The 22,425-nt window shown below is 33.1% G+C and carries 19 protein-coding genes; 5 read left to right on the top strand and 14 right to left on the bottom strand.

From position 1 onward, the window contains the following. Positions 1–44: 44 nt before the first annotated feature. The 5 genes from trpD to Z054_RS0125725 all read right to left on the bottom strand — a co-directional run bounded on the left by trpD (position 45) and on the right by Z054_RS0125725 (position 4,434). Positions 45–1,040: an anthranilate phosphoribosyltransferase gene (gene trpD, locus Z054_RS0125745; protein ID WP_024772876.1), complete on the bottom strand. Its 996-nt coding sequence runs from the start codon at positions 1,038–1,040 to the stop codon at positions 45–47. A gap of 94 nt (positions 1,041–1,134) precedes the next feature. After that, entirely contained in the window at positions 1,135–1,707 is a 573-nt protein-coding gene (locus Z054_RS0125740) for an anthranilate synthase component II (protein WP_024772875.1), read from the bottom strand. Positions 1,708–1,840: 133 nt separating this feature from the next. Then, entirely contained in the window at positions 1,841–3,238 is a 1,398-nt protein-coding gene (locus Z054_RS0125735; RefSeq protein ID WP_024772874.1) for an anthranilate synthase component I family protein, read from the bottom strand. Between the two features lie 226 nt (positions 3,239–3,464). Continuing rightward, positions 3,465–4,031: a YceI family protein gene (locus Z054_RS0125730; RefSeq protein WP_024772873.1), complete on the bottom strand. Its 567-nt coding sequence runs from the start codon at positions 4,029–4,031 to the stop codon at positions 3,465–3,467. 31 nt (positions 4,032–4,062) lie between these two features. Then, positions 4,063–4,434 (bottom strand): MarR family winged helix-turn-helix transcriptional regulator, encoded by a 372-nt coding sequence (locus tag Z054_RS0125725; protein WP_316929952.1) that lies wholly within the window; start codon positions 4,432–4,434, stop codon positions 4,063–4,065. Between the two features lie 363 nt (positions 4,435–4,797). Here Z054_RS0125725 and Z054_RS0125720 point away from each other — a divergent pair, with 363 nt between their 5' ends. The 4 genes from Z054_RS0125720 to Z054_RS0125705 all read left to right on the top strand — a co-directional run bounded on the left by Z054_RS0125720 (position 4,798) and on the right by Z054_RS0125705 (position 6,797). Next, positions 4,798–5,289 (top strand): TlpA disulfide reductase family protein, encoded by a 492-nt coding sequence (locus tag Z054_RS0125720; RefSeq protein WP_241461458.1) that lies wholly within the window; start codon positions 4,798–4,800, stop codon positions 5,287–5,289. 37 nt (positions 5,290–5,326) lie between these two features. Continuing rightward, positions 5,327–5,953 carry a thioredoxin family protein gene (locus Z054_RS0125715; protein WP_024772870.1) on the top strand — a complete coding sequence of 209 codons (627 nt, stop codon included), beginning with the start codon at positions 5,327–5,329 and terminating at the stop codon, positions 5,951–5,953. A 119-nt stretch (positions 5,954–6,072) separates the two neighbouring features. Next, positions 6,073–6,390, top strand: coding sequence for a rhodanese-like domain-containing protein (locus Z054_RS0125710; protein WP_024772869.1), 318 nt, complete (start codon positions 6,073–6,075; stop codon positions 6,388–6,390). Between the two features lie 11 nt (positions 6,391–6,401). Continuing rightward, positions 6,402–6,797: a rhodanese-like domain-containing protein gene (locus Z054_RS0125705; protein WP_035093614.1), complete on the top strand. Its 396-nt coding sequence runs from the start codon at positions 6,402–6,404 to the stop codon at positions 6,795–6,797. Positions 6,798–6,844: 47 nt separating this feature from the next. On the opposite strand, the gene Z054_RS0125700 is transcribed toward Z054_RS0125705, so the two are convergent. The 8 genes from Z054_RS0125700 to Z054_RS0125670 all read right to left on the bottom strand — a co-directional run bounded on the left by Z054_RS0125700 (position 6,845) and on the right by Z054_RS0125670 (position 20,983). Beyond that, positions 6,845–7,756, bottom strand: a complete 912-nt coding sequence (locus Z054_RS0125700; RefSeq protein WP_024772867.1) for an ROK family protein — start codon at positions 7,754–7,756, stop codon at positions 6,845–6,847. Positions 7,757–8,024: 268 nt separating this feature from the next. After that, positions 8,025–10,367 (bottom strand): GH92 family glycosyl hydrolase, encoded by a 2,343-nt coding sequence (locus Z054_RS0125695; protein WP_024772866.1) that lies wholly within the window; start codon positions 10,365–10,367, stop codon positions 8,025–8,027. 88 nt (positions 10,368–10,455) lie between these two features. Next, a complete protein-coding gene (locus Z054_RS29325; RefSeq protein ID WP_035093612.1) occupies positions 10,456–11,754 on the bottom strand; it encodes a sugar MFS transporter in 1,299 nt (432 codons plus the stop codon). A 99-nt stretch (positions 11,755–11,853) separates the two neighbouring features. Then, positions 11,854–12,768 (bottom strand): ROK family protein, encoded by a 915-nt coding sequence (locus Z054_RS0125685; RefSeq protein WP_024772865.1) that lies wholly within the window; start codon positions 12,766–12,768, stop codon positions 11,854–11,856. 109 nt (positions 12,769–12,877) lie between these two features. Then, a complete protein-coding gene (locus tag Z054_RS30625; protein ID WP_051473922.1) occupies positions 12,878–13,519 on the bottom strand; it encodes a chitobiase/beta-hexosaminidase C-terminal domain-containing protein in 642 nt (213 codons plus the stop codon). Between the two features lie 16 nt (positions 13,520–13,535). Next, a complete protein-coding gene (locus Z054_RS29320; RefSeq protein WP_152538677.1) occupies positions 13,536–15,878 on the bottom strand; it encodes a GH92 family glycosyl hydrolase in 2,343 nt (780 codons plus the stop codon). A gap of 160 nt (positions 15,879–16,038) precedes the next feature. Next, entirely contained in the window at positions 16,039–17,715 is a 1,677-nt protein-coding gene (locus tag Z054_RS0125675) for a RagB/SusD family nutrient uptake outer membrane protein (RefSeq protein WP_024772864.1), read from the bottom strand. A gap of 109 nt (positions 17,716–17,824) precedes the next feature. After that, the gene (locus Z054_RS0125670) at positions 17,825–20,983 is read right to left on the bottom strand and encodes a SusC/RagA family TonB-linked outer membrane protein (protein ID WP_024772863.1); all 3,159 of its coding nucleotides are present in this window, start codon (positions 20,981–20,983) and stop codon (positions 17,825–17,827) included. A gap of 484 nt (positions 20,984–21,467) precedes the next feature. On the opposite strand from Z054_RS0125670, the gene Z054_RS0125665 reads away from it, so the two are divergent. After that, positions 21,468–21,929 (top strand): Lrp/AsnC family transcriptional regulator, encoded by a 462-nt coding sequence (locus Z054_RS0125665; RefSeq protein WP_024772862.1) that lies wholly within the window; start codon positions 21,468–21,470, stop codon positions 21,927–21,929. An 87-nt stretch (positions 21,930–22,016) separates the two neighbouring features. Here the strand turns inward: Z054_RS0125665 and Z054_RS29315 are convergent. Continuing rightward, positions 22,017–22,425 (bottom strand): T9SS type A sorting domain-containing protein (locus tag Z054_RS29315; RefSeq protein WP_035093610.1); only part of this gene is annotated, 409 nt, incomplete at its 5' end.

Raw genomic sequence — 22,425 nt, 5'->3', positions numbered from 1 at the left:
TATGTTTACAAATTCCAGCTGAAATACTGGAATGATAAACTATTTTAATTCTTACTTAATTCCTGAACTTTTTTTAGTGCTATTAACCCTTTTCCAGAAAGTAGTGATTCTTTTGCTTTTTCGAATCCTTGTTTTGGTTCTAGACCTTCTACAGTGGCAATAGCCATTCCTGCATTGGCGCAGACTACATTATTTTGGGCTTCGGTACCTTTTCCACTTAAGATATTCATAAATATAGCAGCAGATGCTTCGATAGAATCTCCTCCGTAAATATCTTCTTGTTTTAATATTGGTACTCCAAAATCTAATGGCGAAAGCATTCCTTCTGTAGTATTAGAAATTGTTTTTGTGTTTCCGGTTAGTGAAATCTCATCGTATCCATCCAGAGCATGGATAATAGTGAATTTTTTATCTGTATTTTGATATAGATATCCATACATCCTTGCTAATTCCAGGTTAAAAACTCCTACGATTTGATTTTTTGGAAATGCTGGGTTTACCATTGGTCCAAGCATATTGAAAAAAGTTTTCACACCTAATTCTCTACGTATCGGAGCAACATTTTTCATTGCAGGATGAAATAATGGAGCATGCAATACACATATTCCGGCTTCATCGATACTACGTTTCAAAAAGTCTTTATCGTTACTGAACTTAATCCCCAAATGCTCCATTACATTAGAACTACCACATGTCGAAGAAACTCCGTAGTTCCCGTGTTTGGTAACTTTAATTCCTGCTCCTGCCGAGACAAAAGAAGAAAGCGTTGAGATGTTAAAGGTGTCTTTACCGTCACCACCAGTACCACAAAGATCTACGGGATTATACTCGCTAAGATCTATTGCAATACAAAGCTCTAGTAGGGCATCTCTAAAACCTTCTAATTCTTCGATGGTAATGCTACGCATCATATATACGGTAAGAAATGAAGCGATCTGACTTTGATTGTATTCTCCTTTAGAAATGTTAACCAAAACACCTTTGGCTTCTTCTTTAGAGATGGTTTCGTGATTGATTAATCGGTTGAGTAAGTTTTTCATAGGTCCCTCACTCCAACTCTCTCGCAACATAGGAAAGAGAGTTTGTATGGAGTATTTTTAAAAGTTAGTATTTATTTTCATTTAGGTATTAATTTCAATTATTAACCCAGTTTTCTAGTATCTTTTTTCCGTCGGGGGTTAATACAGATTCTGGATGAAATTGTACCCCGCGAACGTCTAATTCTTTATGGCGTAGGGACATGATTTGCCCGTTTTGATCATATGAAGTGACTTGCAGGCAATCGGGTAAATCTTTATCTTCTACTACCCAGGAGTGATATCTTCCTACATCAAAATTGGTATTAAGTCCTTCAAAAAGAGATTCATCTGTGACTGATAGTGTTACATTGGTTGCTACACCGTGATACACTTCATTGAGATTGATGAGGCTACCTCCAAAAACTTCTCCTATAGCCTGTTGTCCTAGGCAAACTCCAAAAATACTTTTGGTATTTGCATATTCACGGATGATATCTTTTAGTAATCCTGCTTCATCTGGAATTCCAGGACCCGGAGACAATAATATTTTTTGAAATGCATCTACATCTTCTAATCGTAATTGGTCATTACGTTTTACGACAACCTCACAACCAAGATCTTCTAGATAATGAACCAGATTGTATACGAATGAGTCGTAATTGTCTATTACTAATATTTTTGTATTCATTGTTCTTTTTTTTAGAGTTTCAGAGTTTTTACACTTTGTTACTTTATCTCTTTACTACTTTTTTGTGTTAGGGATAGAAGCTAGCTACCTTGTAGCGTGAATAGCCCGACCCCAAATAATTGGGGAAACACCCTTATATTTCTTCTGCAAGTTTTAATGCTTTTGTTAATGCTCCTAATTTATTATAGACTTCTTGTAATTCGTTTTCTTCATTTGATTCATTAATCAGTCCGGCTCCTGCCTGCCAGTGTAATTTGTGATTTTTACTTAGAAATGTACGGATCATGATCGCGTGATTAAAGTTTCCTGAAAAATCCATAAATCCAATAGCTCCTCCATAGAAATCACGATTTACGTTTTCGTATTTTTCGATAAGTTGCATGGCCATATGTTTTGGTGCACCACTTAATGTACCCGCAGGAAAAGTGTCTCCTACTATTTGCATGGTGGTGGTGTTTTTGTGTTTTTTGCTAGTGACTTTACTAACCAAATGGATCACATGAGAATAAAATTGAACTTCTCTATAGGTTTCTACAGTTACATGGTTTCCGTTTCGACTTAGATCATTACGTGCCAGGTCTACCAGCATCACGTGTTCTGCATTTTCTTTTTCATCTACAGATAGTTTTTTTGCTAATTCTGCATCTTGCTCGTCATTGCCTGTACGTTTAAAAGTTCCTGCGATGGGGTGAATCTCGGCAATATCATCTTTTACGACCAGTTGTGCCTCGGGAGAACTACCAAATATTTTAAAATCACCATAATCGAAATAAAACAGGTAGGGTGAGGGGTTAACACTGCGTAATGCTCGATAGACATTAAACTCATCTCCTTTAAATTTTTGAGAAAAACGTTTGGATAATACTAATTGAAATACATCCCCGCGATGACAATGTTTTTTGGCAAGGGAAACATGTTCTTTATATTGTTCATCATTAAGATTAGAGGTGGTATCACCGACTGTAGTAAAATTATAGGAAGCAAAGTTTTTGACTTTAAGTAAAGATTCTATTTCGGCAATATTGCTTTCTGATTCATAGCAATGAGCAAAAATATAAGCTTCATTAGTAAAATTACTGATGGCAATAATGTTTTGATATACCGTGTATTGTATGTCCGGAATATTTAGACTTTCTTCTTTTTTAGAAATAGAGATATCTTCAAAATATCGAACGGCATCATAGGAGATATAACCAAAAAGGCCATTGTTAATGAACTTGAACTTACTTTTTGAGGTTATAAATTTTTTACCAAATTGCTCAACAACTTCTGCGATGTTGGTGGTATCGGTTATGGGTGTTTCCTCGATATTCTTATCGGGAAAAGATTGATAAATAGTTTCGTTTTCTACTTTGATATTAGCTATCGGGTTACAGCAGATGTAAGAAAAACTATTTTCACTCCCTCTATAATCGTTATTTTCTAATAATAGGCTATTAGGAAAACGATCTCTGATTTTTAGATAAACACTCACCGGAGTAAAGGTGTCTGCCAAGATTTGTTTGAAATGTGTGGTTAATTTATAAGTCATTTTGCGTTTTTAATTTTTTAAATACAATCTCTGTTTAGGGAACAAAAAAAAGGCTTGTCGTGATTCGACAAGCCTTTGATATGTTTTACTTAACACAATGATAGGATCTATCTCACGACGTTTTCGTTTTGAGATGACCACCACCAATTATTTGTTAAGATTGTTTTCATTTTTTTATTTGTTAGGCCAAATATATAAATTAATTATAATTCAGAACAATAAAAAATTACATTTTTAAATTAACAGCTAATTCGAATTCATCGCTGATCGCTTTATCACCTAAGTTATCAAAGAAACTTCCTGACCCGTACTTGATGTCATACTTTGTTCTGTCTACTTTAAGTGTTGTTGATGCGGTAGCACCATTCACGGCTAAAATAAATTTGATTGGATTTGTTTTTCCTTTAATAGTAAGATCTCCGGCTACTACATAACCTTTGTCTGTTTTTTTAGTTTTTGTAACCACTAATTTTGCACTTTTATGATTTGCTATTCCGAAGAAATCATCAGAGCTTAGGTGTCCTTCAAGTTTTTCTTTTCCTTTTCCAGCTTCAAGGTCACTAACGGCGAGTGTAGTCATATCTACTGTAAATTCACCTCCTGTAAGGTTATCACCATCAAATACTAAAAACCCTTCTGATAGGTTTAGTGTTCCTGTATGAGATCCGGTAACTTTTTTACCTGTCCAGTTAATTGTACTTTCTGAAGTTTTGATTTCTTTTTTTTGTGCAAAAGTAGATGTTGTTGCAACTATTGCAATTGCTAAGAATAATGATTTAAGTCTAGTTTTCATGATCGTTTAAAAAATTAATAGTTATTGTTATTTATAAGTTAGAATTTCGAAGTTTGTTTAATAATTCATTTAATTGGATCAAATCCTCTGTAGAGAAATTTGAAGTAATACTGTTTTCAAATTCATCCATTATAGGACTTACTTTATCCAAAAATTTTTTTCCTTGCTCTGTAATAGTAATTTCAACCTTTCTTCGATTAGATTCACAGGTTACTCGTTTTACATAGTTTTTGTTAATGAGTTTATCAACTAATCGAGTGGTATTACTCATTTTGGTAACCATTCTTTCTTGTATAGTAGAGAGGTTAGCAGGTTTTTCTTTTTGCCCTTTTAGGATTCGTAAGACATTAAATTGTTGAAGTGAAATGTCATAAGCTTTTAAATTGATATTGATTTTATCCATTATCCAATTTTCCGTATATAATAAATTTATTACGATTTTTTTAGGTAGCGGAAGTTCAATCTCTGTTTTTATGATTTTTTCTATGTTCAATTGTATCTACAATATTTGTCTATACAAATGTATGTTAATTTTTATTTCGAAAATTGTAAATTGTTATTAATTCTTTGTTAAATTCGGGTTTTGAGATCAGGTTTAATGGTATTATTGTCATTCAGAAAAGTATCGTTATTGAGTTAAACAATTGTGAAAAATTCTGAAAATATTTAGATAAAATATAGAAACCTTGTTAATTTTCTTTTGCAGAATTAAAGGTTTTGATACATTAGTATGATGTCGAGATTAATTTTATATACCGTATTTATAGTGCTTTTTACTAAATGTAAAGGAGAGCAACAGACTGTAGCTCTTGATGCAACAGATGTTTTCGAAAGTAAAGGTATAGAGATACCTGTATATGATTTTGAGAGCTTTAAGCCATTATTAAATATCAATGACGGAAAAATAAGAGTGATTAATTTCTGGGCTACATGGTGTAAACCATGTGTAGCCGAGTTGCCTTATTTTGAATTGATCAACAGTAGGTATCCTAAGGATAAGGTTGAGGTGATTTTGGTAAGCCTGGATTTACCCAGTCAGGTAGAATCTAAATTAATTCCATTTGTTAAAAAACAAAAGATAGGAAGTAAATTGATTTTATTAGATGATCCAGATGCAAATAGTTGGATTCCAAAAGTTAACAGTGATTGGTCTGGTTCTATACCGGCAACAGTAATATATAAAGATGGTGATAGTAATTTTTATGAAAGATCTTTTACTTATAATGAATTAGAAAAAGAGCTTAAAAAAATGCTGTAAATACTAATTAACAAAAAAGCAATAAAAAATTAAACAGATGAAAACTTTAAAAATTCTGGTAGGAGTAGCCTTTGTGATTGCGATAAGCGCATTTGCATTGGATAAAGTGTCTGGTGCTAAAATTGAAGGAGGATATTCGATTGGAGATGTTGCTACAGATTTTAAACTAAAAAATATTGATGATACTTTAATATCATTGGCAGATTATAAAGATGCCAAAGGGTTTATTGTAATCTTTACATGTAACCACTGCCCATATTCTGTAGCCTACGAAGATAGAATAATAGCATTAGATGTTGCTTTTAAAGAAAAAGGATACCCTGTTGTAGCTATAAATCCTAATAACCCAAAGGCTTATCCAGATGATAGTTTTGATAATATGCAGATAAGAGCAAAAGAAAAAGGATTTACTTTTCCGTATTTATTTGATGACGGACAACAAATATACCCTCAGTATGGAGCTACAAAAACTCCTCATGTCTATGTTCTAGAGAAAACATCTAATGGCAATATCGTTCGATATATAGGTGCAATTGATAATAATTATAAAGATGCATCGGCTGCCGATCAGAAATATGTCGAAGATGCTGTTAATGCCCTACTAAAAGGAGAAAAAGTTCCTGTAGAAATTACAAAAGCTATCGGTTGTAGTATTAAAGCATAGTATTTTTCCAAATTTTTAATAAATTGAAGGCGTAGTTTTAATACAATTAATGAACTACTCTTTATATTTGTAGGGAATATAAAAAACAAAAGTCCAATTTTAGTAGAACACATTTTATAATGGCAGAAGATATCACTCAAGAAGAATGGCAAGAGCAAATTGCTAATGACAATAATGCAGTAATTTTAGATGTAAGAACAGAAGAAGAAGTAGAGGATGGTTATATACCCAATATGCTTAATGTAGATATTCGTCAGGGACAAGGTTTTCTTGATGAGATAGGAAAGCTGGATAAAACCAAAAACTACTATGTATACTGTCGCTCTGGGGCACGTAGTGCTCAAGCGTGTATGTTAATGAATCAAATGGGATTTGGAACTACATATAATTTGGTTGGAGGCTTCATGAATTGGGAAGGCGAAATTGTAGAAGATTAATATACTATCTTATGAAAATCAAATCATTTTTAATAATCATTTTTATTTCTTCAGTATTGCTTAATTGCAAACAGGTTGAAGAAAATTCTGTAGTAGAGTTAATTACAGTTGAAGAAATGGATTCATTATTAGAAATGAGTAAAGTGCAACTTATTGATGTAAGAACACCTGGTGAGTATACTCAAGGATATATCGAAGGAGCTATAAATATCGATTTTAGAAATGAAAATTTTGAAGATCTAATTTCTAAAATTGATAAATCAAAACCCGTAATTGTATATTGTGCCCGAGGTGGAAGAAGTAATAAATGCTCTAGCTATATGAAAAAAGCAGGATTTACTAAAATCTATGATCTCGATGGAGGTATCACAGAATGGAAGTTTAAAAAGAGAAAAGTAATTAAATAAAGCTTATTTTTTTATACTTATTTAATTATATATAAGATATATTTTTATTAAAAAGCCAGCCCTTTATAGAAAGTATCATTAACTAATCTTGCACTACCCAATAATATTGCTTTTTCCTGAAGTTCACTTTTGTGTATTTTCACAAGACAATCTTGAGCATTTATTTTTTTCTCTAGCTCATTAGCAAAAAAAGGCCATGCTTTGGCAATATTACCTCCAATAACTATAGCTTCTGCATTGTAAGATTTTAACCAGGGACTTAAAAATTCGGCTAGATTTTCAGAAAACTCATTAAAAACTTGTTGCACCGCAACATCGTTTTTTAAAGAAGCTTCTGTAAGTTCTTTAACATTATCGATTGTAGTGTCGGTAATCTCTTTATATCTTTTAATAAACCACCGGGTAGAAAAATAATCATCAGCGATTCCATCTTTATATGGGATGTGATATAACTCTCCATCTTTTGGGATTCCATCTCCAGAAAGGATTGGAAGCCCGTGAAAAAGAAAAGAAGCACCAAAACCTGCACCCAATATTATCCCTAGCCCTCTTCGAATTGATTTAAGCTTTCCTTTCCATACTTCACCAATACCAAAGCAAGCAGCATCATTATAAAACCGTATAGGAATATCATCAGATAGTTGTAATTTTTTCTTCAGTATTTCTTTAATATTTATACAAAAAAGAGAAGCATATTTTTGCTGCATTTTGAAGGCAAAAATTCCATTATAATAATCAAATGGTCCAGGTATAGCTATACCAATTCCTTCTAGAGGATCATCTACAAGAGTATCGATAACTTTCTGCAGCGCAAATAACCACCGTTCTAATATTTCATCAGCTTCAGCTGTATTATCTACCGTAATAGAAACTAGATTAGCTTCTGATAATTTGTTTGTTTTGGTGTCTATTCCAGCTACAGTAATATAATTACCTCCAATATCTACTCCTAATATCATTTGTTGTATATAGTCTATTTAAGTAACACTAACTAAAAAAATAGCTAGCCGCTAAAATTACAATTTAAAATAGTTTTTGCTTTGATTATTATTAATTATTCTTCCTGTAAATTGTATCACATAGTAAACCCCAAGTCAAAGCCTTGGGGTCTCTTTTATTCTTTTTCTTAAGATATATTTAAACCTTACGGTATTATATATATGAAATTTAACAATGCATTTTATACACTAGATAAATTTCAATAAGATGAAAAACTTATGATAAGCGTTATTCTGTAATCTTAGGAGTGTTTTGCATTTCAAAAATAATCTCTCCACCATTTATAATATCATTATGCGAAAGAGTAACATTATTTATGACTCTACCATTTACGGTAACTTGATTTACGTAGATGTTATCTTTACTTTGATTTTTTACTATAATCGTTAGATCTTTTCCGTTTTCCAGATGAAGTACCGCTTCTTTAACCAGAGGGCTTCCTATTGCATAATCGGGTGATCCAGGTGTAACGGGATAAAATCCTAAACTACTAAATATATACCATGCGCTCATTTGTCCTGCATCATCATTACCACACAATCCATCTACTGTAGGACCATACATAGTATTCATGATCATACGAACACGCTCTTGGGTTTTATGTGGTTTTCCTGTCCAGTTATATAAATAAGGAATATGATGACCGGGTTCATTGCCATGTACATAATTGCCTATAATTCCGTCTCGAGTAATGTCTTCATGTTTTTCTATAAATTTGTCTTCTAATTTCATAGTAAACAAAGAATCCAGATGTTGACTAAATCGTTCATTTCCTCCCATCATTTTCACCATTTTTTCTAATTGATGAGGTACATATAATCCATAATTCCATGCATTTCCTTCAATAAACCCTTGCCCGTGTGTATCTAAAGGGTCAAATTCTTTTCTAAATTCGCCATTAGATAATTTAGGGCGCATATATCCAATTTTGGGATCATACACATTATTATAATACTCTGATCTTTTTAGAAATTGATCCGTAGCTTTTTTATCTCCCGTACTATTTGCAATCTGTGCAATACACCAATCATTATAGGCTAATTCTAGTGTTTTAGAAACCGAAGAGTGGCTTTTATCATCAGGTACGTATTGATATCTGATATAATCCCCTAAACCATCAAAATAAGAAACATTGGCAGTACTTACGGATGCTGCAAGAGCTTTATTTTTATCAAAATCTCCAACATCTTTGGCGATAGCATCTGCAATTACCGAAGTCGCATGATAGCCTATCATACACCAGTTTTCATTAGCATAATGACTCCAGATGGGTAACATATGATGTACACTTTGTTCTTGATGAGCCAGCATCGATTTGATCATATCGTTGTTACGACCAGGTTGTGTAATATTAAACAAGGGATGTAAGGCCCTATACGTATCCCAAAGAGAGAAAACCGAGTAGTTTGTGAAATTTTCGGAAACATGAATGTTTTGATCCAGCCCAAGATAACTACCATCTACATCTTCATAAATAATTGGACTAAGCATTGTGTGATATAGTGCAGTGTAGAATGTAGTCTTGTCTGCTTCAGTAATCGTTTTTACTTCTATTTTTGATAATTCATTATTCCATTTGCTTTCGGTTTTCTGTTTCGTTTTCTCAAAATCCCAATTAGGTAATTCGGATTTTAGGTTTTTTAATGCCCCATCGGTACTAACAGAGGATAGTGCAAATTTGATATTGATTTTTTCGTTAGCCTTTGTGTCAAAATTAAAATATGCGCGAATATCTTTTCCTGCCATTTCAGGGAAATTTTCCTGTTGCTCAAAACGACGATAAAACCCATCATATTTTACAGGATCGTACTTTTTGTGACCATAACTACTGAAAGGTTTAGAGAATTGCATAGCAAAAAACACTTTTTTGGTTCTTGCCCATCCTTTGGTTTGACGATAACCGGTTACTAAGGAATCATTTTCTACTCGTAAGAATGTCCATACGTTTTTGTCATCATGATGATAAACATTATAAACTAAATCCAAAATAATGTGTGCGTCTTTTGTTTCTGGAAAAGTATATTGATGAACCCCTACACGTTCTGTCGCAGTAAGTTCTGCAGTGATGTTATAATCTTTTAGTTTTACTTTGTAATATCCTGGTGAAGCATACTCGTTATCATGAGAAAACGTAGAATAAAACCCTTTAGAGCCTTCAGTTGTTTTTATGGGATCGAGCACTAAGCTCCCAGTTGTTGGCATTATTAAAAAATCCCCTAGATCAGAGTGCCCCGTACCACTTAAGTTAGTGTGAGAAAAACCTATTATTGTAGAATCTCTGTATTGATAACCAGCACAATATTCATAAGTTTCTTTATTGTAACTACCATCCTTGTTAAACATTACTTCAAAATTCGTTTGTGGGCTTACTTGTACCATCCCGAAAGGCGCTGTTGCTCCTGGGTAGGTATGTCCCATTTTGCTGGTGCCAATAAATGGATTAACATATTTTGTGAAATCTGTTTTTTTGATAGTTTTTGATACAGGATTCTGGGTTACCGGACCTGTAGAATCTTTCTTGCACGAAGAAAAACAAAGTATTACTGTTATTAGAATTGATAGATATTTCATTAATGTATGATTTTTGTTTTCACTTTTTACAAAGAGTTTGATGTTTAAACACTTTTTGTATAGAGTGATGTGAGTTTATTTTTATGTTTTAAGAATTAGCCTTTCTTCTACCATAAAAGACTATATAAATATAGCAGATTAAAACTAGGATAAATGCAGTCTTAAATCCTGTTTGATCAGAAAGTAATCCAAATAAAGGAGGAATTATTGCTCCACCTACAATCATAGTGCATAAAACACCGGATGCCTGTGGTTTTAGATCATCTAATCCTTCTATTGATAAGGAAAATATGGTAGGGAACATAATGGAGTTAAATAACCCTACTGCCAGAATACTCCACATAGCTATAAAGCCAGAAGTTGATATGGATATCAAAATCAATATAGTAGCTCCAATAGCAAAGAAGCTTAAAACCTTTGCGGGTTTTATGATTTTGGTTAAATGTGCTCCTATAAACCGGCCAATCATAGCACCACTCCAATAAAAGGTAACAAAAGCACCTACTATTGCTTTATTGTCCAGTGTTTGGCTATCAGCTCCCAGAATCCCTTCAGAAATACTCCTCATGAATGTGCTTTCTTTGATTAGAGTAGCAAGGTTCATATCTAAAAAATAATTGATTAGATAACTGCCTATTGCAACTTCGGCTCCAACATATACAAATATCCCAATAGCTCCCATAACCAAGGTCTTATTTTGTAAAACTTTTACGTATCCGCCTTTCGGACTATCTTTTATTAATTTAGGAAGTTTGATAAAAATAAAAGCAAAGGCCAGGATGGCTACAAATATGGCAATTCCTATGAAAGGAGATTGAACTGCAGCAGCTTCAGAAATATAATAGTTTTCTTTATCTAGAGTGTTTAAGGCAGCAATTTCCTGAGGGTTTTTAACTTTATCACTTAAAATAAACATAGCTCCGATAGCTGGAGCAATAGTTGTACCTAATGAATTAAAGGCCTGTGACAAATTGAGTCTGCTTGAAGCACTTTCCTCAGGGCCTAATACTGCTACATATGGGTTAGCAGCAACTTGTAGAATAGTAATCCCACTTGCTACTACAAAGTATGCTAACATAAAAATACTAAATTCACGATAAGATGCAGCGGGGTAAAATAATAAACACCCTGTTGCGAGTGTTAACAAGCCTAATATGATTCCTTTTTTATAACCAATTTTAGATAGAATAAATCCAGAAGGTATTGATAATAAAAAGTAAGCTCCAAAAAACGCAAATTGAACTAATCCAGCCTGAAAGTAATTTAAAGTAAAAACTTCGCGAAGTCTAGGAATTAGAGAGTCGACTAGTACTGTTGTAAATCCCCACAAAAAAAATAAGGTGGTTAAAAATATAAAAGCACTTTTATATGTTTTACTGTTTTTCAAAATAGTGTTTTTTTTAGATTATAATATGTTTTATCTTTTAATATTGAGTATTTTAAACTAGAGTTTAATCTTTTGCTGATATGCTCGGTTTATATGATTTCAAAAACAGAGACTTTCATAAAATATATTGTTAACCAAACGTGCCCCACCTAGTAAAATAGCTTTTTCTTTTAATTCACTTTGGTATATTTTTGTATTGCATCCTTGGTTTTTTAATTCTGTGTTAAGATTATCTGCAAAAGAATTCCATGCTTTAGATATATTTCCACCTATAACTACAGCATCTACATTAAATCCTTTTAACCAAGGAGATAGAAAAATGGCTAAATTTCTAGAAAACTCCTCGAATATTTGATCTGTATGTGGGTTGGATTTAAAATCAGTAATTAGATCTTTTACACCACTTATAGTAACCCCTGTTGCCTCCTTGTATTTTTTAATAAACCAGCGGGTAGAGAAATATTCATCTGCTATTCCGTTTTTAAAGGGAATATTGTACAGTTCACCATTTTCGGGAACACCATCTCCAGAAAGCATAGGGAGTCCCTGTGATAAGAAGGTGGCTCCAAAACCAGTACCTAAAGTTATAGCCAATGCTTTTTCTGCAGATTTAAGTTTCCCTTTCCAAAATTCTCCTATACCAAAACAGGCTGCATCATTATAAAACCGTAAAGGTATAGTGTCTGATAAAGCTAATCGTTTGATAATTATTTTCTTGATATTTATACCTAACAGAGAAGTGAATTTATTCTCCATTTTATATGCAAAAATACCCTGATAATAGTCAAAGGGACCTGGTAATGCAATGCATATTCCTTCTAGAGGTTCTTTATCTTTATTAAGAGAGTCTATACTTTTTTGTAAAACCTGGATCCATTGATCAATAATTTCAATTGCTTGCGCGGTGCTGTCTACCTCTGTCGAAATTAAATTAGAGTCGGGTATTTTATGGTTTTTGGTGTCAACACGGCCTACAGTAATGTGACTACCTCCTATATCTACTCCTAATATCATTGTTTATTCTACAGTTTTTTTATTTAGTTAATTATTAGTTCTTTTTTATTAGCAATCAAGTATAGTTTTGATATTAACTTAAAATATGTGTTTTACTATCTTTTGAAAGTTATGGATTAGATACATCTCCATTTTGATCAACCATATGATAAAGATAAGAAGTGTCAATTTCTGTTTTCTTAAAACCAGGGCCACTCCATAATGCTTTTAGACCGATATTATCCGAACATTGAAAATATCGAATAGTAAATTTATGTAATCCTTTAGATAGAATGATATCATTCTTTTGAGTGAAGCTAAACGATTTCCTTCCATCACTTTCAAACAATTCTTTATTATCAATTAATAATTGAGCGCCATCATTGGCAGAAATTTCAAAATTATATACCCCATTTTTTGGAATATTTATAAATCCATCAAATTCGAAACCTATCCATTCATCTCTTAAGCGGGATTCTATATTGATATTTGATACTTCTCCTTTTTGTATGGGGTCTTCTTGTGAAAAATCATAAACAGATCTAAAAATACCTTCGTAATATTTATACGAAAGCCCGTTTTTAAGTTTGGTTCTTAGTTTCCTCGGATCTATACTCTCTAGTTTTTCTAGGAATAATGTTGTTGTATAACTAGATCTTAAATCTTTTTTGAAAGCTTTGATTTTTAGTTTTGTAGATTTTTTAACCTCGAAAGGAGAATTATATCGTAAACTATTTTCTGTGGGTTCGCTACCATCGATTGTGTAATACATATTGGCATTTTCTGTATCACAATCTAAAACGATTGTTTTTGGTATCTAAAAATGTGGTGTGATCAGATTTTAGATACGGTATACTTACTGTTTTTTTAGTGTCTGATAAAGGTCTGTTTGATGGATGAATCCCCCAATTTTTATTTGGGATATCTGTCATTTCAAAAACCAATTCACCTCCTTTTACAATGTCTTCGTGTTTTAGATATGTATTAGGGTATTCTTTACCATTAAGTTTCAAGGATGAAAAGTGGATGTTTTTTTCACTGGCATTATTGGCTATTATGGTAAAAGTATTTCCATTATCAAGCTTGATTTCGGCCTTTTCAAATGAAGGACTTCCAATAACATATTCTGGGGCTCCCGGAGTAACAGAGTAAAATCCTAAACTGCTCAATACGTACCATGCAGACATTTGTCCGCAATCATCATTTCCGCAGAGCCCATCAGGTTCAGAAGTATACATTTCATTTAATATTTTGTGAATGGTTTGTTGTGATTTCCAAGGTTTACCGGCATAGTTGTATAAGTATGCAAGATGATGACTTGGTTCGTTTCCATGAGAATATTGTCCTAATAGCCCCGAGACATCAGAATCTTCACTAATTTCTTCATCAAAATTTTTAGAGAAAAGGTTGTCTAACCATTGGTTAAAGTTTTTATCACCCCCAACCAAGTCAATTACACTTGCAATATCATGAGGGACAAAAAGGCTGTATTGATACGAGTTTCCTTCTGTGAAATTAAAATTATAGGTCTTTTCGACAGATGTAGGGTTAAAGTCTTCATACCATTTTCTGTTAGAATATCGAGGTCTCATAAAGCCTGTTTGTTGATCATATAGATTAACAAAAAATTGAGCTCTTCTCGAATATTCATTATAGATGTCTGTTTTGTTTAAAGCTTTTGCCATTTGAGCAATACACCAGTCGTCGTATGCATATTCTAGTGTTTTGGAAACCGATTGACTACTTTTGTTTGAAGGTACGAATCCTAATTCGGTATAGTAATTAATACCTCTCTTTTTTACATTGGAACTTTCTATCATTGCATTTAATACTTTTTCGGTATTCACATCTGTTATTCCTTTTAAATATGCATCTGCCATTACCGATACTCCATGGTATCCTATCATACATCTTGTGTCATTTGCTGCCAGTTCCCACATGGGAATTTCGCCATATTGCTCATGTTTTTTTTGTAAAGTAACAACGATATCCCGGGTTACATCTGGCTCTATGATTGTTAACAGTGGGTGCAAACCTCTAAAAGTATCCCAAAGAGAAAAAACTGTGTAATTGTTGAACCCTTGTGCTGTATGTATTTTGTCATCCATCCCTCGATATTGACCATCAATATCATTATATAAGTTAGGAGTCAAAAGACTGTGATATAGTGAGGTATAGAATATTTCTTTTTTATCTTCATTGCTATCGGATATTTCTATTTTACTTAACGAATTATTCCATGTTTTTTTTGCTTTTTTTCTGATTTCATCAAAGCGCCAATGGGATAATTCTTTTTCCAGATTTTTTCTGGCACCATCTATACTTACAGCAGATAATGCCACTTTTGCTGTAATCTGATCTCCAGAACTGTCAAAATTAAGAGCTGCTATTATTTTTTTGCTGCTAAATTTAGTGCCGGTAGTTACTGTTTTTTTTCCGTTAAGAATTTGATACGATATGATTGGTTTTGAAAATCGTGCAACAAAATACTGGCGTTGATTTCCTGCCCATGCTTTTGATCTTCGATATCCGGCAATTTCTGTTTTACTGATGATCTCGAACTCTGCTTCTATTACCGGGTCACGATGCTCCAGATCAATAATAATACTGGTTTTTTCTGCTTTAGGGTACGTATATCTGTGTACTCCAACTCGTTTTGTAGTTGTTAGTTCTGTTTTTATATTGTAGTCATCAAGAACTACTGAATAATACCCAGGTTCTGCAAATTCATTGTCGTGGCTATATCTAGAACGATATCCAGAATCAGGATTTTCTGGAGTTCCTGCCTGAAATTGTATTTCTCCTGTTGCTGGCATGAATAGAATATCTCCTAAATCAGGAACTCCTGTTCCTGATAAGTGTGTATGGGTAAAACCTATAATAGAAGTGTCCATATAGTCATACCCTGCACAGGCAGGCCAACTAGTGTGATCATTTCTGGTGTCAGGACTCAATTGTACCATTCCGAAAGGAAGCATAGGACCAGGGAATGTGTGTCCTGGCGATTTTGTTCCAATGAAAACATCTACATAGTCTACCGGTTTTTTTACTTCTTCTTTATTTGTACAGTGTATACCTAATCCTGCAATAAAAAGGGTTAGGAGTATTCTTCTAAACATAAACAATTTCATGATTCATTTATTTTGAACGTTGTGATTGAATTACATAAGGTTTTAAAAAAATGTATGATGAATTAACATATGAAAGACAGAATCTATATAAATGATTCTGTCTTTACAATCTAAAACAAAAAATAACTAATGAAACAAATCTATTAGTGAAACATAGTGGTTAATATCCGGAGTTTTGATTTATTGCTCCTCCAGAAGAATTTATTGCATCCAGAGGAATAGGATAGTATTCGCTTTTTCCCTGGGTAAAACTTGCTCCATTAAGGTAAACACGTTTTGAAGATTCTTCATTGATGTATTTATTCAATACTTGTGGAGCTACTCCCCAGCGTACCAGGTCAAAAAATCGATGTCCTTCTGAGGCTAATTCTAATCTTCTTTCAAAACGAACCGCTTTAATGGCATATTCCTGATCAGGAAATGATGTGTACTCATTGATTACATAGTTTGCAGCTGGTGTCCCGTCAGGGTTTTTAACGAATCCATCAGGATTTGCAGCTCTAGCTCTTATTCTGTTAACAAGGTTCATGGCTTCATTTAATTGGCCATCCTGAGCATAAATCTCAGCTCTCCATAGTAGAACATCAGAATATCTTATCAAAGGTGTGTTAATAGCATTATATTGTGGTAGTCCGGCGGCAGACATTGAGCCTTCCTGAGATTTTAATATCTCATGTTTCTTACCAACATATGGTCCTCCATTAGATTGATCACGTGTCCATCTCGACCCAGGCATGATTCCCCAACCTAAATATTCTATGCCTCTTCTACCTACTGTCCAGTCTAATCTTGGATCTAGGTTTCCTATATGCGGGGTAAAAGGTTGATCAGATGTAATTCCTTGATCGTTAGTAATATCAGAATCATTAAAAGAATCTAATAGTGGTAAACCATTAGCATCTGTTTTAAATGCATTTACTAAATTTTGACTAGGTTGAAAAAAGCCACAACATCCTCCTCCGGGAGCATCAGGAGCATAAGGATGGTTTAATCTATTACCTCTATTACCATTAATAAATCCATCTCCTCCATCATTTACAGAATTCTGAACAGCAAATACAGATTCTGAATTATTATCTTTTTCTGCATTAAAATTATCATGATAATTAGGAACCAATTGAAATGGCCCTTCATTAATGATATTGTCTAAAATAGGTCTTGCTGCTTCATGATCATTTTGAAACATATGTGCTTTTGCTAGATATGCTTTTGCTATCCATGAGTTAGCTCTTCCGGCATCATCCTGACTTTCAGGAAGGTTATTTATTGCGTATGTTAGATCTTCTTCTATTTGTGGCCAAATATCGGTATCATTGGATGGGGTAGTAGTTAGTCCTTCTTTCATAAAAGGTACATTGTTCCATATTTTTTTTGCATCCATATGGTAATGTGCTCTTAAGAAATGTGCTTCTGCACCTAGAACAGTTAAATCTGTTTCTGGAGTACCTTTTTCTATAGCTTTGGTAATTGATTCTATCGTTTGATTTGTTCTGGAAATACCTTCAAATAAAGATTCCCATTTTCTAGATAAATAAATGTTTGTTGTTCCCGAAGAGAAACGTTCAACATCATTTAGTTGAGGTTGATCATCTATAGACGAACCTTTATGAAAATCATCAGAGGCTACATCTCCAAGAGCCCAGTTAGATGCTGGTGCCCAGAAATAACCAGGATTTCCATCCAAAATAGCATAAGCACTGATAAGTTGTTGGTCGACCCACTCTTTATCAAATTCTATTACTCCTTCAACAAGAGATCCTTGTGGTTCAATGTCTAGTTCTTTCTCGCAAGAAATCACTAGTACTGTAACGAATACAAATAAGATTATTTTTTTCATCTGTTTATATTTGATTTTTTTGATTATTGTGTAAAACGGGCCATAAGGTTATCATTGGTTTCATCTTCATTTACTTGTTTATCAATGCTCATTTTACCTCGTTTTTAATTTATAAAGCAAGATTAACCCCTAGTATAAATGTTCTTGCTACAGGGTATGCACCTCTATCAATACCGATATCCAGATTTACAGAGTCGCCACCATATTGTTGTAAGTTGATTTCGGGATCTAACCCAGAGTATTTTGCCCAGGTATGTAGGTTTTTGGCCTGTATGAAAAACCTTAATCTCGAAATATTTAGTTTAGATATTAACCGTTCTGGAAGGCTATATCCTAATTGAACATTTTTAAGTCGTAAGTATGATCCGTCTTCTATATAATAACTACTGGCGCTAGAATAGTGTTCTGCCGGATTGTTAGATAGTTTAGGTAACCTAGCTCCCGTATTAGAGGGACTCCAGGAGTTTAGGTAATCTCTGCTTTTTGCTCCGGGAAAGCTATTAAAATCGGTAAAGAATTTGGTGAAATTATAAATGTCGTTTCCTTGACTTCCCTGGAAGAATATTCCGAAATCAATATTTTTATATTCTACCCCCATATTAAAGCTATAGGTAAAGTCTGGATGGGGATTCCCTATAAAATCTCTATCGTCATCATTAATCACTCCATCGTTATTAATATCTCTGTATTTAAATGTTCCTATCTCTTTTCCTAAGTAATCACCAGTTGCCGCAAGTTCTGCATCATTTTGGATGATACCATCAATAATAAAACCATGGAAAGAAGCAATAGAATGACCTGCTTGTGTTCTAGAAGGTCTGGTTTCTCGTGCTAAGTTTCCTTCTAAAAAGTAATTAGAATTATCAGATAGTTCTTTTACTGTATTTTTGTATGTAGAAACATTTATAGAAGCGTGGTATTGTAAGTTGTCGTTAATCTGGTCGTTATATCCTAATGAAAAATCGAACCCTTTATTTTCTACAGACCCCGCATTAATATATTTAGCCTGTGCAAGACCTATAAGAGTTACATTGGCTTGATCCTGAACTAATAACTTTTTTGTTAGCGCATTATAATACTCAAGGCTGAATGATAATTTTCGATCAAATAGAACGCCGTCAATTCCAAAGTTTTTTGTTGTTGTTGTTTCCCACTCCAAATCCGGATTTCCGAATATGAATAAACTATATCCCGGCGTTACATTAGAGTTATTTCCTCCTATGTCGTAATTACTATCATCATTATTAATATATTGGCTAAATATTCTACCTTGAGGGATACTTTCATTCCCTAGTTCTCCGTATCCTGCTTTTATTTTGAGATCATTTATAAACGATAGGCTTTTCATAAAGTTTTCACCAGATATTCTCCATGCAGCACTATATGAAGGGAAGTAATCTGATCTTTTATTTTGCGAAAATTTTGAAGTGGCATCTCTTCGTAGAGAAAATGATAATAAGTATTTATCGTTATAACTATAATCTAATTTCCCAAAACTAGAGAAGTATCCACTTTTAATTCCGCTACCATTATTATCTCTGGTGCCTGTTCCTCTATCTAAGTATCTATAATCTAGATCATCGGTAAAGAAATCAGTTCTTGAAGCACTTAAGAATTTTCTTTGTGTTTTATTAGATTCTGTTCCTAGCATAGCATTAATAGTATGTCCTCCTATATTTTTAGAATAGCTAAGGGTATTATACCATGTAGAAGAAATTGTATAGTCGTTATTTTCAGATAATCGATTAACAGAATTAGGTTCTGCAACTTCTGGGTTAAGAAAAGTGTAGAAAGAACTATTATTATTATTATTATAATCAAGTCCTATGTTGGTTTTAAAAGTAAAATCATTTAGAAAATCTAATTCTGCATATGCATTACCAATTGTTCTGTAGCTTCGTTGTAAGTTGTTCTTATTCCGAGTTGCGCTGGCTATAGGGTTAATACCATTACCTAATCCCGGACTTTGAGGACCTGCATAGTTGCCTGCAATATCATATACAGGAATAATAGGTTGCGCTCTATATAAGAAAGAAATATCTCCTCCGGTGGATTGATTTCCAACAGAGCCAACTCTATCAGAGTAAGAAAGGTTAAAAGATTCTCCTATTCTAAAATTATTGGTTATTTTGAATTCTGAATTTGCTCTTAATACATATCTGTTATAGAAGGTATGCAAGGCTGCACCTTCCTGTTTTAGTGCGCCCATTCCGACATGAAATTTTGCGTTTTCAGATCCTCCAGATAGCCCTAGGTTATAATTTTGAACAAATGCATCATTGAAATATTCATCAAACCAATCTGTACCTTCTTTATTCGCCCTGGTGATCTTATTAGTTTGAGGGTCATATGTGGATAGATCTGCAGAATCTGCTCCAGCTGGGGTTAAGTAGTTTGGTAATACTGGAGTATTTCCGTTACCATATTGAGGATGAGAAGGAGCAAAACCATCATTGTTAAAACGAGTCCAAATGGCATTTGCAGTCTCTTGGGGAGATAATAAATCTGGAAAAGCAGATTTAGGAATGTTATCAATTCCTAGGCTTGTGTTAAATGTAAACTTAGTTTTGCTATTATACTTACCTCCTTTGGTGGTGATAAGAATTACTCCATTGGCAGCTCTAAATCCATAAATAGCAGAAGAAGAAGCATCTTTTAATATCTGCATTGATTCGATATCAGCTGGATTTAATTGGTTAATTCCAGTAGTTGTTGGTGTGCCATCAATTACATAAAGAGGATCGTTATTATTAATTGTTCCAAATCCTCGTATTCTTACCATTGCAGATCCACCTGGTCCTCCTTCAGAACTTACAGTAACACCTGCGGCTAATCCTTGCAAAGATTGTTCGATATCTACAGGTGTGGTAGCGGCTAGATCTTCTGCTTTGATTACAGTAACAGATCCGGTTATGTTTCTTACCGATTGTTTTGAATACCCGGTAACTACAATTTCCTCTAATTGATTAGAGCTCTCTTGCATAGCTATATCATGCACTCCTGAGCCTGATACAGTAATGCTTTGAGTTTCCATTCCCAGATAACTAAATAACAGAGTATCTCCCAACGAAGCTGTTAATGAATAGTTTCCGTCAAAATCGGTTTGTGTTCCTGCAGAAGAGTCTTTTATAATAATATTTACTCCAGGTAGTAACATTCCGGTGTTATCTGTTACTTTTCCAGTAATTGTAATTTCCTGGGCCGTAGCCATATTGGCAAATGACATGAAGGTAAGCACAAAAAATAGATATCCTAATTTATTCTTCATATTAAAATTGGTTTAGTTAATAATTTGACTGCTGATTTCTCTAATAAGCTCTTAATTAATTTGTGTTTCTAAAAGATTAACAAAGTGTTATGCTTAAGAGGATTATTGTTTTCAAATTTATAGTATGAAGATTAATATTTGTATTTTGATATAAATATTAGTGATTTTTATGGCAAAAATAGACTTATAAAGTTTTTTTGTCTTTTTGGAATATCTATATATCTGCTATTAAGTCTTTTTTCCTGTTAAAATAGGAGCTCTTTTTTAATAAAAAGGGCTGAATGCGTCTTTTTATGAGAGTATAATGTGCTTAAAATGTTAATTTGATGTGAAATCAATTTATTTTTATTTTGAATTTTATTTTTAAAACAAAACCATATCTGGTTAAATAAATGGGATAATTGTATGATTGTGGTAAAAAAAACTGTATTATTATAAAATAAAAGTTTTTTTATCTGTATAAAGTAATTTTAGTATTGTTCACATGGAAATGTTAGATAACACAGACAAAACCATTTTACGAATCCTTCAAAGAGATTCTAAAAAAACAGCGAAAGAGATAGCAAATCTTTTAAACTTAACAGTATCTCCTATATATGAAAGGATAAAACGTTTAGAAAGTAAAGGGTATATAGAAAAATATGTTGCAATTGTGAATAAGAATATGATTGGTCTGCCAATTACAGCATTTTGCCAGGTATCTCTTCAATCTCATGGAGAGTCATTTATTGATAAGTTTGAAAATCAAATAAAAAACCTGAAAGAAGTTCAAGAATGTTTTCATATGGCAGGACAGGTAGATTTTCTGTTAAAAATTAACATGAATAGCTTAGAAGAATATCACGAATTTATGCGTTCTAAATTGTCAAAAATTGATAATATCGGAGTTTTAAATACTACTTTTTCATTAAAGGTAATTAAGCATACTTCAGAATATTATCTATAAACAATATGTTTTAAGAAAAAACACCTGTTACGTATAGCACAGGTGTTTTGACAATTCTAATTAACTATGATATAGTATAAACCGATGTTATCGTTTTATAAATCTATTTCTATATATGGTTTTCCCATCTTGTTTAACAATTATAAAATACATTTTGCTTTCTAAATGATCTAGACTTAATTCACTTCTTGAAGTTTTTTCTGTAAAAATTAAAGAACCTTGAGTATCATAGATTTCATAAAGTAAAGATGTACCTTTTAGGTTTTTTGGTTTTGCAAAAAACAATTTATCCTGAATTGGATTAGGGTATGACTTTAAATTGAATGCCTCTTCGGGTTTTTTATTTTCCGTGGTAGCTGTATTATTTCTGTTACTTCTACTGCAATCCAGATTCCATGGGTAATTTCCGTCGTAATCAAGAGTGTTGCCGCCATTGATATAGTTTTTGTATTCATTCCATACAGTTTCTACACCTTTTCCAAGAATATCTTTAAAA

Origin of the sequence: Aquimarina macrocephali JAMB N27 (genome assembly GCF_000520995.1) — a bacterium.
Lineage (GTDB): Bacteria > Bacteroidota > Bacteroidia > Flavobacteriales > Flavobacteriaceae > Aquimarina > Aquimarina macrocephali.
Note: the sequence above shows the minus strand (reverse complement) of the source record. Positions and strands in the feature narration are given on the sequence as shown.